Annotated in this window: 7 protein-coding genes; 1 reads left to right on the top strand and 6 read right to left on the bottom strand. The window is 59.5% G+C overall.

Going from position 1 to position 17872, the window contains the following annotated elements; genetic code table 11:
* Positions 1–3: 3 nt before the first annotated feature.
* From L630_RS0117685 to L630_RS21730, 5 genes are read right to left on the bottom strand one after another with little or no spacing between them, the layout of a single operon-like run.
* On the bottom strand, positions 4–1827 hold the full coding sequence (locus tag L630_RS0117685; RefSeq protein WP_024849552.1) for a hypothetical protein: 1824 nt from the start codon (positions 1825–1827) through the stop codon (positions 4–6).
* Positions 1828–1853: 26 nt separating this feature from the next.
* Positions 1854–2669, bottom strand: a complete 816-nt coding sequence (locus L630_RS0117680) for a phosphoadenosine phosphosulfate reductase family protein (RefSeq protein WP_024849551.1) — start codon at positions 2667–2669, stop codon at positions 1854–1856.
* Positions 2669–5824, bottom strand: coding sequence for a hypothetical protein (locus tag L630_RS0117675; protein WP_024849550.1), 3156 nt, complete (start codon positions 5822–5824; stop codon positions 2669–2671). Before L630_RS0117675 ends, L630_RS0117680 begins: the two co-directional genes overlap by 1 nt.
* On the bottom strand, positions 5824–6723 hold the full coding sequence (locus tag L630_RS0117670) for a DUF4007 family protein (protein ID WP_024849549.1): 900 nt from the start codon (positions 6721–6723) through the stop codon (positions 5824–5826). The genes L630_RS0117675 and L630_RS0117670 overlap by 1 nt, the downstream gene beginning before the upstream one ends.
* Complete coding sequence (locus L630_RS21730) at positions 6720–7859, bottom strand: cysteine desulfurase family protein (RefSeq protein ID WP_186445282.1); 1140 nt, start codon at positions 7857–7859, stop codon at positions 6720–6722. Before L630_RS21730 ends, L630_RS0117670 begins: the two co-directional genes overlap by 4 nt.
* Positions 7860–8807: 948 nt before the next feature.
* On the opposite strand from L630_RS21730, the gene L630_RS0117655 reads away from it, so the two are divergent.
* Complete coding sequence (locus L630_RS0117655; protein WP_024849546.1) at positions 8808–14222, top strand: DUF4011 domain-containing protein; 5415 nt, start codon at positions 8808–8810, stop codon at positions 14220–14222.
* A 1242-nt stretch (positions 14223–15464) separates the two neighbouring features.
* Here the strand turns inward: L630_RS0117655 and L630_RS0117650 are convergent.
* On the bottom strand, positions 15465–16634 hold the full coding sequence (locus L630_RS0117650) for a hypothetical protein (RefSeq protein ID WP_024849545.1): 1170 nt from the start codon (positions 16632–16634) through the stop codon (positions 15465–15467).
* Positions 16635–17872 lie beyond the last annotated feature (1238 nt).

Here is a 17872-nt window from a genome sequence, read left to right as displayed (position 1 = left end):
CGGTCACTCCGCCATAACGATGTCGAGGGTGTCAGCGCGCAGTTTGCCGTCTTCGCCGAGCCGGACGACGCGCATGTTCATCAGGTCTTCCCGCTGCACGAGGTTCGCCTGCTGAAGCTTCGCCATGACGCGAAGCCTGAACTGACGAAGCTCCTCGAAACACTGCCGCGAGAAGCTGCCGGGCAGGCTGCCCCGCTCGACGCGCATCAGGTATTCGAACAGAAGCGGGGAAAGCTTGTGCGAGGCCACTTCCTGGAAGGGGTCGTTGAACCTCTCGCGAATGCCCACCGACATCTTCGGCCGCCCCGTCCGATCGTCAGGCACGAGGTCGAAACGGACAGGGCCGTTCACGCGCTGACCGACCGGAATCTCGTAGTCGAGGATGCGGCCAATCCGGCTCTGGGTGTTGGCAGCCGGGCCTGTGAGCCAGAGGACGTTGGAATCGTCGCACATCGTGCCCGAGTAGCTGCGGTTGAGGCCAATCACGAGCCTGCTCTTGATGTGCTCCGCCTGACCGCCGCGGCACTGCGCCTTCCAGAAGTCGATATAGTCGCCGCCGTGCCGGAAAACCGTCAGCCGCCAAGGGTCGATCTCGTCGTCCCTCTTTGACACTGCCGGGAGGACGAAGAAGAGCCTTCTGCGTTGCGCTTCGAGCGCACGCTGGAAGACGGTGAAGTCCTCATAGTCCCCTCGCCTGTAGCTGACGCGAGCCGGCTCGAAGAGACAGGCCCCGTGCACCGGGTCGGAAGCCACGTACTTCGCGTGAATGTCGGCCGGTTCCCCGTCCAGAAGAAGGGTGTCGATCTCGTTGTTCGTCTCAAGGCCGATGCCGGCGTTCTCGAAGACGGTAAAGGCGAGATAGTCCCGGTTCTCATTCGACTTGAGATTGAGGCCAAGCACGTTGTCGTACGGGTTCGACAGTTGGGTCATCCCATCGGCGGCAAGAAGGTGCGCCGACTTGCAGTTCAAAAGCGTCGTCGAACGGCTTGACACCCCCAATAGAACGTTCACGATCAATACAAGGATGTGGCGCATCGGCAGATGGGTGTCGTTGGCCGCCGCGATCCTGATCAGGTCGCCGAGCCGTCCTCGCATCGAAGCCTGATCCCTCCCAAGCAGGAGAGCGCGGTTTCGGCGGATGGGACATGTGCCTTCCTCATAGAGGACGCAGCCCTGGCAGGCTTCCCACCTCGGGTGTTCGACGACGGCTGTGACTAGGTCGTCAAAGAGCTTGTCGTACTCCTGCGCGCTGAGATTGTGCAGGGAAAGATTCAGTCCCGGGTGCTCGACTTCACCCTTGTCGAGCATGGTGCGAATGCCCCGGTCGATCTTGTGGACGTCGTCGCCCTTGTCGAGATGCCGCCTCCAGAACCTGAGGAGCTGACCGTCATTGGCGGCGACGAGGTAGCAGGTTGAAGTCTCATGTTCGAGGATCGACTTCACCAACCCCTCGAAGATCTCGTCTTGCCTCGGGTCTTCGTGGAACTGGCTCAGGTCTTTGACGACCACCATTCGCTTGCCGCCGGGCAGATCCAGTTCAGCCAACCCTTGCGAGGCGTTCCAGGCGGCCGTCGAGCCGCCGAGCGACGTGAACACCTTGCGGCAGTGCCACGTCTTGCCGTCGCCCGCGGTGCCCGTGAGGATCACGCTTCGCGGAGACGGGGAGGCGAAATTTTCGACCAGGCTGTCGAGCAGCGCGCTGCCAACCTCGATCGCCTCCACCCCGTTTTCGACTGCCGCCTTCAGGACGTGTTCGTCATAAATTGAATCTGACGCGGCCAGCGGGCCGTAAGTCCGCAGGTAGTCAACCAGTGGATTGCGGTGCATCTATAAGGTATCCCCCCAACACAGGATCACAGATGACAGATCGCGCAGCCATCGTCGTCCGACTTAGGTTTCATCTTCTTCCTTGGCATCTTCGCGACGTCGTCGAGGCTGCGGCCGTCAACCCATGAGAACTTGCGGCCGTTCTGGCCCTGCTCGTAGGACTTGGCTTTCTCGAAGAGTTGCGGATGCCGTTCCTGCAATCCCTGCCATTCGCCGATCTGCTGGTAGAAGCAGAAGTAGCAGCCTGATCGGGATCTCCATTCGTAATATTCCGGGATGCCAAGACCGGAATCGTCGAGCATCATCTTCACGTCGTCGATCGTGACGCCGTCGTCCTTGAACGGGTAGACTGGGATGATGTTCGGCTCCTCGGACAGGAGCACGGGCCTTCCCTTGTTGAGGTAGCCCGAGCGGTTTTCATCCGACCGGATCGCGATGTACGAGTAGGCCTTGTCCGAGCCGATATACTTCTCGTACGGGTGAATCTTCAGCATGCGCGTGCACCAACGCGAACGTGGGCTCGGCAGGAAGCCGGAGAAGTGCTCGTAGAGGATCACGTCGAAGGGCGACCTGCCTTGCTTCTCCTCAACTCCCAGCATGTCGAGCGCGGTGATGCGCGTGATCTTCTTGCCGAGAACGTGCTCGAGGCGCTCGAAGTAGTCGTACGCCTCCGGAAGCTCGGCTCCGGTGTCTGAAAACACGAACTCAAAGTCGATTTCAGGATAATTCCGCGTCAGATAGATTGAAAGCGCGGTGCTGTCCTTGCCGCCAGACAATGGAACGATGTGGCGCGCGGAAGTGTCGAGAATGGAATCGTGGATCGATACTGGCTGATTACTCATCAGGCCGCCCCTTTCTTGCCGCCCTGAGCGATTCGCCTGAGCTGGTTTTCAAGGCTCACTATCCTTGATTTGATCACTGGAACCAAGGCCTCACTGGGGGTCTCGGTGTCGAGAGCGGCCGCCTCGATGCGCTCGCGCGCCTCGCGCAGCTCCTTGCGCAGGATGTCCTTGGTGTTGTCCTGCCATTTGTCGATGCTTCGCTGCAGAAGGACGGAGGAGACGACGCGTGCGAGGCCCTCCGCTGAATAGCGGCCGTTCATCGAGTCCCGCACGGTGCGCAGGATCGTCTGGTCGGTCATCTTCAGGTCGTCGCGCCGAAGCAGGCTGTCGACGTCGAAGCAGCGCACCCATTCGTGCACGCCCTCGATGGTGCCCTTTTGCGAACCGTGGAGGTGAAGAATGTCTTCCACGACCTCCACCGCATCGCGCAAATAGCCTTCGATCAGGCCGTCAATGGCGTTGCGAGCCGTTTCCAGCTGAAGGATCGTTTCCCTGAGGCGCTCCCGTCGCTTCTCTCGCCACCCCGCCAGCATCTCCGGCAACGTTTCGAGAATGAGCGTTGCCGGGTCGTCCGCCTCGGCTACGGAACGTAGGAGGTTGCGAGCGTTTGCGGGCATGCGCTTCGAACGGCGCGCGCCGTCGGCGACGGTAGAGAGCCACTTCTCGAGCGCCATGTTGGCGTGGACGATCTTCTCGTCGAAACGGCCCGGGCGTTCGTAGACGAAGATGTAGGAGAAGTCGTCGAGGTACTTGAGGATCGGGCCTTCGGAGGCATGAACCTCAACCTCGTGCCGCTCCGGCTCCTGGAACATGAGCGTCGAGGCAAAGCCCAGAATGTCGCGAACGAACGCGCCGTCCGTTCGAAGCGACACGGCTTTCGCGAACGCCTTGTAGCCGGCGAAAACGATGACTGGCAGCACGCCGGCGGCAAGACCGATTGGAGCGCCCGTAAGCTGTGCCACGATTTCAGACAGGCTCTTGCGGCCCGGCACCGTGAAGAAGTCGCGCACTTGCCTCCAGGCGGCGGCCATGCCGGGATCTGTCAGTTCCTCAGGGGAAGCGAATGCGGCTTCTCCGTCGCGGATGACGTGCAGGCCAGTACGGTGCAGGACCGTTCTATATAGAGAAGCCTCGGCCGAGGAATCGTCTTCGGCGTAGCCGAGCATCGGCAGGGCCGCGTTGTCCATCAGCCGGGTGATCAAGCGGACGCGCGCCGTCGAAATCTGACGCGAAACGCGGGCGCGAACGATCTGATCGTTGACGATGCGCGGAGTGAGCGGGAACCATTCGTCCATCAGGGACGACACGGCGATGCCCGCCGGGCGATCCGCAGTCACGTCGAGGACCTTGCCTTCGGCGTGCCAGGTGGTCGCCGACGGCCTCGGCGTGGTCAGCCTGTGCATCGAGACGGCGAGCTGCCAGCGCGCGACGGCCAGCAGCTCGTCGACCTCGCGGGAGACCAGCGGGTCTTCGGCCATCAGCTTCTGATCATGCCGCATGGACATGAGTGCCGCGATCTCGAGCGCGGAATCCGAGATGGACAAAGGCTCGTCCGGAACGACTACCACCACCCTGCCCTGCGCGGTCGCTGCGGCCGCGCGCGCCCGGCGCACGTCATCGGCCGTCCCGCAAAGCACATAGATCACGCGTCCCCACGAAGTGACGGGTTCGGCGAGACGCGCCGGAAGCGTGTCTGCAGTCGCGTAGATGCCGTCAAGGTAGCGGGACGTACCCTTCTCCGAATTGTGGCGTACAGGACGGACGAACGGAGCCGGGTGCTCCCGCGCCAGGAACTCGTTCACGTCGAATCCCGCCATGAGGCGGATGCGTTCTTCCCGCAGCTTTCCGGCCACGTCGACGTCCGCGCCGTGCCAGACCGACACGTCGTCGTTGAGCTTGCGGTGCAGAAGGAGCTTACGGGCGATCAGGCTGTCGATCACCTTTTCGATTTCGTCAGGGTCGTGCCCATCAGAGCGAGCGGCGGCCGCCAGCGCGTCGCGCCGAAGGCGGCGACGTTCGCCCGACACCCCTGCCTGCAGCAGGAACGCGGTCGCGAGAAGCTCTTTCTCAAGCTCCCCTTCGGCCTTAGACATCGCGCTCTCGGCTTCGATCCAACGCCTGTGAAGGCCACCAACGCCGACGTCGGAGCGGATCGCGTCGCTGAAGGCAAGGTAGACTTCTTCCATGCCGACCGGACCTGAAAGGTCTGCGGACTCAAGGAAGGAGAACAAGGAGCGCTCGTTCTGCGCGACGCGCGCCACGAGACGCGGCAGGACGTGCAAGGCCGCGGCCGACAATGGCGATGCTTTGCGAAGAAGCGCCTTCACGGCTTCAACGTCTTCCATGCCGTCGAACCATCCCTCGCCGACGGCGGCAGTCGCGGCAGCTTCAATGACGACGTCAGTATGGACTGCGTCGCCCGGCCGTCGGGATGCGACCATGCTCGCGATAAGGCCGTAAAGCTCGCGGCTGTCTTCGACGAACCGCATCTGCTCGAAGCGGCCTTCGATCTTTCGCCATTCGCTGCGGCTCGTGAGATTGAGGTTCTGTGCGTAGGCGAGGACGTTCTGATGAAGAAGCAGCGTCAGGCTGATCGACGGGCCGGAGGGTCTGACGACAAGTTCGGAGAGTTCCTGCAGAGCGTCGAGATCGCGGGAACGCCCGTCCATGACGAGGCCCTCGAGATGGCGGCCGAACTCGTCCCAGACGATCGCGACGCGGTCGACGTCTTCCATTTTGCGGATGGCGGCGACCACCTTCCTGATGGTTTCGAGAGGCCCGAGACCGAGCGCCGCCGAAAGAGTGGCCGGAAGGTCTTTTACGTAACCGGACAGCACGACGGCCTTGCCCTGACGGCCCTTCTTTGCAGCGCGCTCGGAGATGAACTCGCCAAGCTCCGGATCGACCGACTTGATGCGCCCTGCGATCTCCCGAAGGAAGTCTCGGCTTTCGGGAGCGTTGATCGCCGCAATGGCGCCGATGCCCGCCGCAAGCGACTTGCCGCTGCCGTAAGAGGCGATGACCATCGTGGCCGCGGTCTTCAGAACCGCGCCAATGATCGGAACCGAACGTGAGGTGGGGTGATAGTGGGCGAGGCGCTCCGGATGACCAAGGTCGTCACGGATGTTCACCGACTTGAAAATTGCCCCATGCATCAATGAACCCCGATCCGCGTGAAATGACGTGCATACCAGATTTCCGCGCCGTCTTGCGGCAGCGTGATCGTCCTCACGGAGCCAAGCAGGCTCAGCTTGACCCCTTCGGACGCATAAGTCTCCGACGCGAATTGAGCGGCTTCGCTTATGCGGTCACCGTCAAGATTGAAGACCTTGGCGGGCGAGTTGCGCATGCCGATCAGGTCGGAAAGCGGAAGGGTCTGACTTCCAGTTTCTTTCGCGAGCAGAGCAACGCTGGCCAGGAATGCCTCCACCGGGACCGCGTCGAGCGGCTGGGCCTTCTCGAACCGTCCGGTGTCATGGTGTTTCACGACAAGACCGAGCGAGCGCAGCGGAGAAACCGAAATGTCTTCGGGATCTACGGGTTCGTTCGCCGGGGGAGCGGCGTAGGTGACAAGAAGACAGCCGACCTCTCGCTGCATCACGCCGAGGGTCGTCTGATTGATCGAATGCTCCCTCAGGTGGCGACCGAATTCTTCAATGCAAGCTTCGCGGGAAAATGAATGGCCCCGGAAATCGTTGAAGAACCAGTTCCAGACGGAACCGGGCCTTCGGACAAGCATCATGTGCACGAACCAGGACGTGATCGAATACTCGAAATGGGGATCGGTCGCATGAACGAGCTGTCCGAGTTCCGAGGTGGCGGGAGCGGTCTTGTTGCGGGCATCGACTCGCTCGACGAGTCCGGTGGCTTCCAGCCAGTACGCCAGAGATTTGGCCATGCGGCTGCCAAGGCCAAGATCGTCGGCGGTCTCCAGGTCAGGGCGGAAACCTTCCGGATGCGTGACGCTCCGGTTCAGGCCCTTGTCGAGCCACCCTTCCCTCAGCGCGAACGTCTCATGTCTTCCGAATTCGTACTTGGTCTTCATTGCCGTCATAGGCCGATCCGCAATCCTTCACTGACGCATTTACCGACAATCTGTGCCGCCGCATCCATTTCTTCCTGCGTGTTGTCCACCGAAACGGAGAACCTGAGGCAGCTCGAGGCTTCGCGCTCGCTCATGCCCATCGCCTTGAGCACGGGAGAGGCCTCGGGTCGCGCGCTCGAACAGGCCGATCCAGTTGAGCAATAGACACCTTCTGCATCTAAACGGGCCAGAAGAGCCTGAGCATCAATTCCGGGGAACATAATATTCGATGTGTTTGGCACTCGAGCAATCGACGCCCCGATGATCCTGGCGGTCGGAACGAGCTCTAGGATACGTGTCTCCAACCTATGGCGTAATTGGCCCAACTTTTCCACGTGTTGAGAGAATTTCGATATTCGCTCGCCAAGGGCAGCCGCTAAAGACGCGGCTCCAGCAACATTTTGCGTGCCGGGTCTGAAGCCACGCTCTTGTCCACCTCCGTGGATAACAGGGGGAAGCACTTCCAACATGCGGTCGGAGAGATAAAGCACGCCTGTTCCAGCAGGTGCGTGAAGCTTATGACCACTAATTGTCAGGGCATCTATGCATTCAACTATAAGTGGGACACGGCCAAAGGCCTGCGCCGCATCAACCATGACAAACACATCTTCACGAACCTCTCTAATCTTCTTAATAATATAATCAAGAGGCTGAATAATACCAGTTTCACTATTTGCCGCCTGAATACTCAATAAGATAAAATCCCTATCCTTACGTCGCGAAACCGCATCGATTGCGTATTTTATATTTAGAATACCATTATTATCTACCGGCAGAACCGCACCACCCAAGAAAGTAACGGGATTTAATACAGATGGGTGCTCAACGGCAGTACAGAATATTGCGGAAGGGAGTTCCGCAAATCCGCGAACAAGGATGTTATTCGCCTCAGTCCCGCCGGAGGTGAGTACCACGTTTTCCGAGTCCACCTTCCCCAATAAATCTGCAATATCCTGTCTTGCTCTCTCAATTAATGCCCTTGCCCGAGTTCCAAATTGATGCGCGCTTGATGGATTTTGAGGACCGCCCTCGAGAGCAGCGAAAAGTGCCTCACACGCGGTTGCTGACAGTGCCGTGGTAGCATTTGCATCCAGATAGATTTCCACCTCATTCTCCCGCGTTAGTCCATTGCATCTAACGGCCCACTTTATTTGATTCTCCTCGACCTCGCTGACAGTCGGGCCACGACAGTTCAAGCCCGGATCAACAGATGCGCAATCAGGCCCTACCCTTGGGACAGAAGGGGATCGCATAAAGAATTCGCGTGGTGTCGACGACTCCGCTGCCGCGTTCCCTGGACCACATGTTGTGTATGGGAAGACACAAAGCCGAAAAAATACAAACGCTGGCTCGCGATCAACGAGGATCGACCACTTGCCCTGTTCATCGGGATCTGGACCGAATGGACAGGTGAACGCGGCTCATCAAGGTCCTCGGTGAAGCGGCAACGCGTTTGTCTCGCGCCCGCTCAAGGTAATGCGTGAACACGACGTATAGTGTCCGCGCCAGACCTCTTTGTTCGGCCATCGTTCCGTCTTGAGCCGCGCCCAATATTTCCGTTGCCGCACACGCTGCTTCTTCAATCGCGGCGCCTTGTCTAGTGCCAATCTGCCTTCCTTGGATAGTCACGGGATCAGGATCAGCACCAGCCTTGCAAGCTACAAAGGTCGTTTGCCTGGTAACGCTTTCCTTCGTCTCTGAATCGTGGATCTCAGGTTTTGAATCGGATCACGGGAATTCTGGATCCGTGATCTCTAACATTGAATCGGGTTACCGCATGAAAGGGGCGTATTTTTCCCGCGGCGAGGCTTAGACCGAAGTGAGCCTTGAGCTAATCTGTTCTTGGCCGCCGAAGAACGGTTGCAGAACGACCAAAATGGGTGACAATATCGCCGTTTGACCACGGCTTAGTTGGCGTGCGGGGGCAAGAATCGGGTCGACGTCCTGCCGGACGGCTACTATGCATCACAACCTCGATGTTCGACGAACTTGACTGATGGTCGAGCTGCGAAGTCAAGCACGCTGCCGTGCTCCAAGAAGAACAATGGACGTCGATGAAAAACACAGAGCTACTGGAGCTGGTTAAGCAGAAGGTCGAAAATCTTCGCCCCAAGCTACTCGACCTGAGCCGCCGGAACCCATTGCTCGCAACGAAGCTTTCCCCACGTTCGAATTCCCACATCCGCGTCGTGGACGAGCTGCCCGAAGTTCTCTTCTACAAGTTGAACAACGGACAATCGATGCGACTTGTGCCGCTGCCCGAGATTGACGCGGACCCCAGGGACGAAGAAACGAAGACATTCCGCGACGCCCTTGCCAACGCTCGCATCACCGACGAGGCCTATCTGGCTGAGCTCGATGCAATCGAACGTGATGCCGACGATTATCTTGACCATACACGGGCCATCGAGCGCACGCTAAAGGATCGCATCCGTGCGGACCTCGGTCTCCCGCAGCGGCCTCATAAAGCCGACGTCAATCTGGCGCAACACGCTCGGAACAACGGGATCAGCCCCTCTTACGAGCTGCCTACTCCTGACGACGAATTGGAGCGCGGCGATCACGGTGACGACGACATCCAGACTTTGCTGCTTCCGAGGGACTTGGAGCGCAAGCTCAACAGCATCACTTCAAAATGCCGGACCTGGATACAGGAGACTGGCATTAACGTGCTCCAGACCGCCTATGGCTTCCTGGAGTGGTCCGAACTTAATCAAACTGAAACGTCGTACGCGCCCCTGATCCTGTGTAGCTCTCAAATAGAGAAGAGGAGAACGAGGGAGGGTAGCGAGTTCTGGATTGTCGGAACGGGGGAAGAACCGGAAGTCAATGCAGTATTAGCTGAGAAGATGCGTCTTGAGTTCGGCATTGAGCTGCCCGCCTTCGAGGGCGGTTCCGTCGAAGATTACCTGGCCGAAATCGCTAAGATCGCTCCGAAGAAGATAATCTGGCGAGTGCGTAGACAGGTCGCGATTGGCGTATTCCCCTCGGCGCGGATGGCGATGTATCACGACATCGACCCGGCCGATCCCGGTTTCCCGGACAACGAGATAATTCGCTCGCTGCTGGGAGGAACGAATTCGGAAACCGCACTGCCGTTTGCGGAAGAATACAATGTCGACGAGCCTGAGATCGAGCAGCGCGTGCCCTGTGTCGTTCTCGATGCCGATTCTTCCCAGTTCAGCACCCTTGTGGACATCGCTAACGGAAGGAATCTCGCGGTTGAGGGGCCTCCCGGAACAGGGAAATCGCAGACGATCGTGAACGCAATTGCCGCTGCGCTGGCCGAAGGCAAGAAGGTGCTGTTTATTGCAGAGAAGCTGGCAGCGCTCAACGTCGTCCGTTCCCGCTTAGAAGCTGTTGGACTTGGCGAGTTCCTGCTGCCGCTGCAGGCGGAACGGTCCACACGCGAGCAGGTCATCGCGTCCGTCCGGTCACGAGTGGAGATGCGGCGGCCGCCGGCTGCCAGAGATTACGACACGCGACTAGAGGAATATCGCAGGATCCGGGACCAACTCGCCGAGTATATCGAGTTGCTGACACTGCCGTTCGCCAGCAGCGGCCTGACAGTTCACGAAATCCTCGGGAAGAGCATCTCCACGAGCCCTTGCATTGAGGGTATTCCCGCAGAGGTGCTCTCAGGCTGCGACTTACCGGATAACTTTCTAAGTGTAGCTGGGATCGGGCGCCTCAAGACGCTTGCGGCTTCCGTAGAGCGAGCAGCGCAAGCAGCTGCGCGGGCGGCTTCCTACTGGAAGACCACCGGACTGGTTCATGTAGAACGCTTCACAGTGGAAGAGGTATGCAATCAGGCGCTGAACTTGGCGCGCGCGTACCGGACCTTGGCTGAATTGCAGACGGGTCTCACGACATACGGAATCAAGCCGGGAACGGACGATGAAACGCTGGAGGCCCTGGAAAAGGCTCTGAGCAATCTCTTTGGCCTGTCAGACGATATCCCCCGCGAGCTGTTGGTGCGGTTGTTGGATGACGAAGCCCTAGATCGGCTCTCCGCTTTCCTCGGCGACTGCGACGCCGTCCGTGAGTCCGAGCGTGAGTTGGGGGAAATACTCGACGCCGACCTCTCGGGTGAGACGTTGTCACTGGTGCGACGCGTCGCGGAGACGAGCGCCGGCGCGTCATTGAAAACCTTGGACATGTCAAAACTCGAGTGGGTGCTTAGCGATCGCCGCGAAACCTTGGAGAAGGCGAAGAGCCTCGAGGCCGCCATAGCCCCGCTAGTGAGTGCGTGCCCGGAGGCCGCCAGCTGGAGTTTCGACAGCATTGCGAAGGCCCAGCAGGCGATCGCAACTGCCGGACGCGACGCCCTTATGCGCAGGAACACGGCGACGGGAGATCCCGCTGCGACAACGATCTTGAGAAAGCTGTGCGCTGAGGGGCGTACACTCCAGGCGACGAGGAGCGACCTCGAAAGCCGCGTGTCCCTGAGCGTCGAAGTGCCGCTTCAAACGCTGGTGCAAACGATCGCCGCGCTCAGGGCGGGTGGCATTTTTGCTTTCCTGTCTGGAGAATTTCGGCAGGCAAAGAAGTTGGCCAAATCCCTGACGCTGTCGAATCGGTTCGACAAGCGTGACGCACTTGAGCGGATGGAAGCGCTCGCGTCCTACAGGCGTGCAGAACGCGAATTTGCCGAAAACCCGCAGGCGATGGCGTTGTTCGGCTTACACTTCCGCGGTGCAGGAACGGACTTCTCACCATTCGAGCAACTAGCCCAGTTTTACGAGGTCGCACAATCTTTGACGGGACCAGAGCATCGCTCGTTGCGTACTTTCCTGCGTGACGCGGATTTCGATGATCTGGAACTTGTGCCGCCGATACCATCCAATGTTCAGGTCTACAGTTTTGCCACCCTGCAACGGTACCTCGTCGTCGCCCAGCAGGGCATCAATGATCTCACTGCCGCACTCGACTCCTTGCGCCCCATGCTCAAGGCCTTCCGGGATCCTACAACCTTCGATCCCGAAGCGCTGTCGGCGTTGGCGTCGAGGCTAGAGGCGCTGTTAGCCACACGAGTCAAGCTCGATGAGGACAAAGTCGCCGCCAGGCTGCTTGGCGAAAGGTTCCTGGGAGCACGAACATCAACCGCTTCTCTGCATGAAGCATGCGGTTGGGCAAGAGAAGCGAGAACTCTTCGCGCGGAGCTAGCCGCGGTCCTGAATACCGGAGATGTATACGAGGCAGCTGCGCAGCTCAGGCGCGTGCTCGAGGCTCGGGAGCGCGCCCGTAATCTGCTCTCAGCTCTCTGCGAGAGTGCGCGTATGGACCCGGCCCACTTTACGAAAGACCGCGACGTGACGGAAGTCGCGAGCTTCTTGGAAGGCGCTGCTGCCGATCGGGATGGACTATTCGCACATGCGGCGCTGGCGACAGCTTTTACCGAGCTCCGGGGAACGGGAACATATCCGCTGGTGACTCACCGTATGGAGACAGGACTCCCTGACGGCTTGGCGGCGCAATTCGAAGCTTTGGCCGTGCGCAAGCTATCTCGTGCCATCTATGCCGAGCACGGCTCGAAGCTCTCGCGTTATCCTGGGAGCCGCCTGGATGATCTGCGCACCGCCCTTGCCAAACAGGACAGGGAGATCATCAAGCTCGCTCGACAGCAGCTGCGGTGGAAGTTGCACGCCGATGCGAAACCACCGTTCGGCAACGGAATCGGAAAGAAATCGACCTGGACGCAGATGGCGCTGATCGACAACGAGATTAACAAGCAACAGCGCTTCGTCTCCGTCCGTGATCTGACCCAGCGCGCCGGCCGCGCGCTCCTGGAGCTCAAACCTTGCTGGATGATGTCGCCGCTGGCTGTGGCTCAATATGTACCCAAGAACTCGATCACCTTCGACCTCTGCATCATCGACGAGGCTTCCCAGATGCCTCCGGAGGCGTCGATCGGTGCCTTGATTCGGTGCAAACAAACGGTGGTGGTGGGCGACACCAATCAGCTGCCTCCCAGCAGCTTCTTCAAGAAGATGATCGACGACGAGGAGGCGGACGACGACGAGAACGTCCTGAACGAGTCCATCCTCGAGATGGCCAACGCTACCTTCAGGCCTGCTAGACGACTGCGGTGGCACTATCGCTCGCGCCACTCGGGACTCATCAAATTTTCCAATCGCCTCGTCTACGGGGATAATCTCATCGTCTTTCCGGCAGCTACCGAAGGTACGGCGCGGATGGGCGTGGAGTTCAGGCCGGTCGATGGCCTCTACAAGGCGGGAACGAACCCGATCGAAGCAAGAACGATCGTAGACGCGGCGCTAGACTTTATGCGCACTGATCCGGAGCGGTCCCTGGGGATCGTCACGCTGAATCAGAAGCAACGTGACCTAATAAACGAGGAATTCGATTACGCCCTCAACCGCGACCGGCACGCACAGGCGTACGTCGAAGCGTGGAAAGAGAGACATGATGGCCTTGAGGAGTTCTTCATTAAAAACCTCGAAAACGTACAAGGCGACGAGCGCGACGTCATTTTCATAGGCACTGTATACGGGCCCGAGGCCAAGGGCTCCCGGACTCATCAGCGCTTCGGTCCCATAAATGGCCTCGCAGGGAGGCGGCGTCTGAACGTGCTCTTCTCCCGCGCGAAGGAGAAGATCGTGACCTTCTCTTCGATGACCGCGGCCGACATCACCGCCGAGGAAACAGGCAACGCGGGTGCCTACATGCTTAAGCGCTGGCTGGAGTACTGCGCGAGCGGCGTACTTGACAGCGGGTCAGAGACACTGCGTGAACCCGACTCCGATTTCGAAATCTTTGTGATGAATCAGATCCGGGCCATGGGTTATGAGCCTGTGCCTCAGGTGGGAGTCGCTGGCTATTTCATCGACATCGGGGTCCGGCATCCCGACTGGCCCCATGGGTTCGTCCTTGGTGTTGAATGCGACGGTGCAAGCTACCACTCAGCCAAGTCCGCGCGGGATCGAGATCGTCTTCGTCAAGAGGTGCTGGAGGGGCTGGGTTGGCGGTTCCATCGCATCTGGTCGACCGACTGGTTTAACAACCCACGGCGTGAGGCCGAGCGCCTTCGCGCCGTCTTATCTTCGCGTATGGTGGAGCTGAAAGCGCGCGAGGCGGAGTTCGCCATGCGGCCCGCCCGGGTCGAACCATCACCGGCGATCGAGTTGCCCAAGCAGTCGCCGAAACCTACAGCCGCGCTGCCCGAACAGTCGGGTGGTGAGGCTCTGCTTCCGACCATCAGCTCGCGGCTCAATCACTCCGTCTCAGTCGGTGATACGGTAAGAGTGCGCTATCTGACTGGCGACTGCAGAGTACTGCAACTTACCATCAGCAGAGACAAGAGCGATCTCAGTAATGGGCTCGTGCACTTTGGCGCGCCCATCGCCAAGGCGCTGCTCGGAGCGGAGGAAGGGGATGAAGTCGAGGTGCTTGCCGGAACTCATGTTCGCCCCGCTATTGTAGAGCGTATCACAAAGATCTCTCAATAGCGTCCAATCGTTACCTCGACTCGATGGACCAAGGCCTTTCAGCGGGACGAAGTTCGTCGCGTTGCGAAGTATGCCAAAGTTGGAATGATGGGGGAGCCGACGGAACCGCTCGCGTCTGGCGTGAAGCAGAGATCACCGCCGCGGGCCAATCGAAAGCCGGCGGGCGTCCTATCGCTCTAGGATCTGCGCGCCAAGGCGACGTCGTGCAGATCGCAGACCGAGAGTCTCACGTTGCCGAGGTTTCAACAGCAGCTTGGGGGCTGGTCAGAATTCGCTCGATGCGTCGCGAAAAGGTCCCGAAGCAATCCAGCTTCTCCGATGACGATTAGGTGGCAGAGATACTTCGCCTCATAAGGAGCCAGCGCGCGACACCGAGGAACGTGACATCCTAGAATAGCCATGAGACCACGCGTCATCTTCATCGACTCTGAATCGCGTTCCACGCAAACGGCGTTTTCCGGAGTAATGAGGAGAACAGGTGCCTCCCCACGGCGATAGCGCCGTTATGCTGGACGTCGCGCAATCCCGCTGAACTCCTCGATCTGAGAAAAGCCAACTCAATCAGCCCTCGGCAACCTCGCTGCGCAACACTATAGCTCGGCAAGCGACGCTCTCCGGCGCATGAGCGCCTCCCCCGGCAATGCAACGGTGCTCCAGCTCGAGCGTCGTTCTATGTACCTCCTTGGAGAAGCCGTAGCAGGCGTTGCTTGTCCGTCGCGCCGTCCGAGCTCGTGCCATGGCGCCCCCTTGGTTGATCACAGGATCGGGATCAGCTCCAGCCTTACAAGCGAGAAACGCCGTTTGCTTGGCAACGTTTTCCCCCAGCTTTGAATCGGGAATCTCAGGTTTGGAATCGGTTCTCGAGAATTCTGAATCCGCGATTCCAATCCTTGAATCGGATTACCGCAACTTTTCTCAAATTGAGATGACGTGCCCGCACGTCATCTCAACGCAAACCGACGCGGCCGACGACGCCTCGGCAAACGGCTTTTGCGATGTAACGCTTGTCCAGAATTCTGAATCCCAATAGCGTAAATTGTTTCAGGTTGTAGGCAATGCATTACAACTTGAGACAACTCGAGATGAGGTGCACGCTCTGCGAAGCGGGAGCCATCCAGCCCTCCTGTACCATCACCTTTGAGTGAGAGGGCGAGAGGGGCGCAGGGTGATCTGGAAACGCCCGGCGCGAGGCCGGGCGCTTTCATGACATCAAGACGCGAACCGACAGTCGGCTAAACGCCGCTATACGACGTCTCTGTCCGACAGGTCGTCAGGAAGCGACGATACAGCTTCCCCTGCCGCGCGTTCCTGCTCGAGCTTCGCCTTCTTGTGCGCCCGTTTGGCCGCAGCCTTTTCATCTGCAGCCTTCTTCCGTTCAGCTGCCGCAGCCGCATCGAACTTTTCGACTGCTGCAAAAGCCTTGTCGGCACGATCTCCAAGGAGCCAGGCGAGTTGCGGGACCACGGTGTCGTTCAGCCACGCGCCCACCTCCGCCGCACGTGGCCACTGTTCCACAGAGCCCAGCCTGTAGAGGGTCGCATGCAGCTCGTCCCAACGGTCGCCCTTGACGATCGGCCTGTGGTGGATCGCGTGCGGATGGAACCCCTTGGGCGCCGGCACCGCCACCCAGGTCAGCCACTCAAGCTGCTGCTGGACCATCCGGGCGGGGTGGATCAACGGCCGCTGGATCTCGCTGACCACAACCGTCTTGCCACGGCGATGCGGTTCCAGCGAAGCAAGCACCATCTCGAGCAACGCAGAAGCGTTGGCCATCAGCTCAGGAAGGGCGGTCGCGGTCTTCTCGGCGATCCGAGCCCGCAGGCCCGCTGGACCACCATCCTCAGGTGACGTCGACGCAGTCTTCGTCTTGCCGAGCATCTCCTTGATCTGTGCGCCCGTCAGCTTCCGGCCAGCTTCCCTGGCAGCGAGCACCTCTTCAATCTGCTTCGGCTCGGCCGACGCCAGATCATAAAGCGAGCTTGCGACAATGCCTGCTCGCACAATCCGTTCACGGAACGGTTGCAGGTGGCGGTAAACGCTGGCGTAGTTCTCCGCCCCTCGGCGCGACAGTCCAAAGACGTCTTTGGTCAGCTTGCCGAAATGCACCTGATCGTTGGCGATCTCGTGCAGGCCTGCCGCGAGCCGCCCCCACTCAAAAACAGAATCGGTGGACTTTCGCCCGAGTTCGAGGCTCTCCAGGCGAAGCTGTTCGACTACCCTCGCCTGCTCCTCATTGAGGCCGAGAGCGGCATAATCAGGTCTGCCTCCGACGGAAACGGGCGAGACCTTCTTCTCCGATGCTGCCTTTGCGCCCTTCCTTGCCCGATCAATGGCATCCCCAAGGAACCGCAGCTCCTCGGGCATCGCCAAAACCGCGCCCTTCAATTCGTTGTTGCTGATCGTCTTCGCCATCCAAACTCTCCTTCTTGCTGGCAAACTCACAACCGACCGTCCCCTTGGACGGCCCCCGGCACGCATGCGGTGGCCCAGGTATTCGCTCGAAGAGCGAGCCTGGGCGGCGCAGCTGCAGCCCGGAGAGCGGGAGAAAGAGTGTGTCTGCCGACAGTCCGGTCGCGAGATGCGATGCGGACTGTCGTCTGCACGAAGGCGCGAACCCAAAGGGTCGCGGGCTAATGTTCTTTGAGGGATTTGGCCACCTCATGAAGGTGGCATTGCTGGAAATGGTCATGACGTCTCTCTGCCAGCGGCCAAGCCGCGATCATCCGTCCTCGCGGACAGGATGTCCGGAGGCAGTTCAGAGCCGAAAACCCGTTCGGTCGAACGTTCGGCAATCGTGTCGAAAGGCACTCCGCTTAACAGCGGCCAATGCCCATCAACGATTGCTGGTTATTCGCAGGCTCATGGTGAACTGCTCCCGTAGCAGACCGTCTGGGACCACTCCCAGAAAGACTGGACGGGCTGGATATACCAACGTCAGAAGAAATGCCAGAGGAGAAAAGGAAAAGATCTGCAATCCTTGAATTAAGGTAAACGCCGTGGCCGGAACTCGAACAAGATCGAGGCCAGAAGTCAGGGGTAGTCCAAATCCCGCCTCTACCTCCAGTCTTGTTGGATCGGTCGTTTTATCTGTTTCCACAAGCTAAGACGTAAAGCAGATCCCTGGTCTTGAGGGTAAGGAAAAGCAGAGAAGTGCGAGCTACTCCGCCTCTCGCCGTGCGATGGGAGCGCCCAAGGATGTCTTCCAACTGCAGCTCTATGGGTGCGCGCTTCAAGAATGCAGGTCGGCATTCCCGAGGGATTCTCCCAGTCGGTACCAGCGCGAAAGTGTTCGGGCCCACTTGAGATCCGCTGAGACCAGCCAGAGATCCGACGTCAAGATCGGTCGGTCCATGCCGGCAAGTAAAGGATGTCCGCTTGCAAGCCCGACGAGACAGCCTGCCGGACGCTCGGAGATGCTCCACCGATCAAGAAGCGGGGATGGTCCTCCCACAAGTTCTTCGACAGGCGTGCCCTGGCTGATCCGTTCCATCTCGGCTGCAAGCGCACGAATGCGGCGAGTGTTGTCTCAAAGGCGGCCCCTTGATCAGGAGAACGAGGGTCGAACTTCAGCATTCGAAAAAGTTCCTTCTGTTAGCGTGTGAAAGCTCCGCCGAGCTCTGATCGGCACCGAAGCCAAGGGCTCGTCGTGT

It is taken from the genome of Aminobacter sp. J41 (assembly GCF_000526635.1).
GTDB lineage: Bacteria > Pseudomonadota > Alphaproteobacteria > Rhizobiales > Rhizobiaceae > Aerobium.
This window is presented reverse-complemented; position numbering and strand designations above follow the sequence as displayed.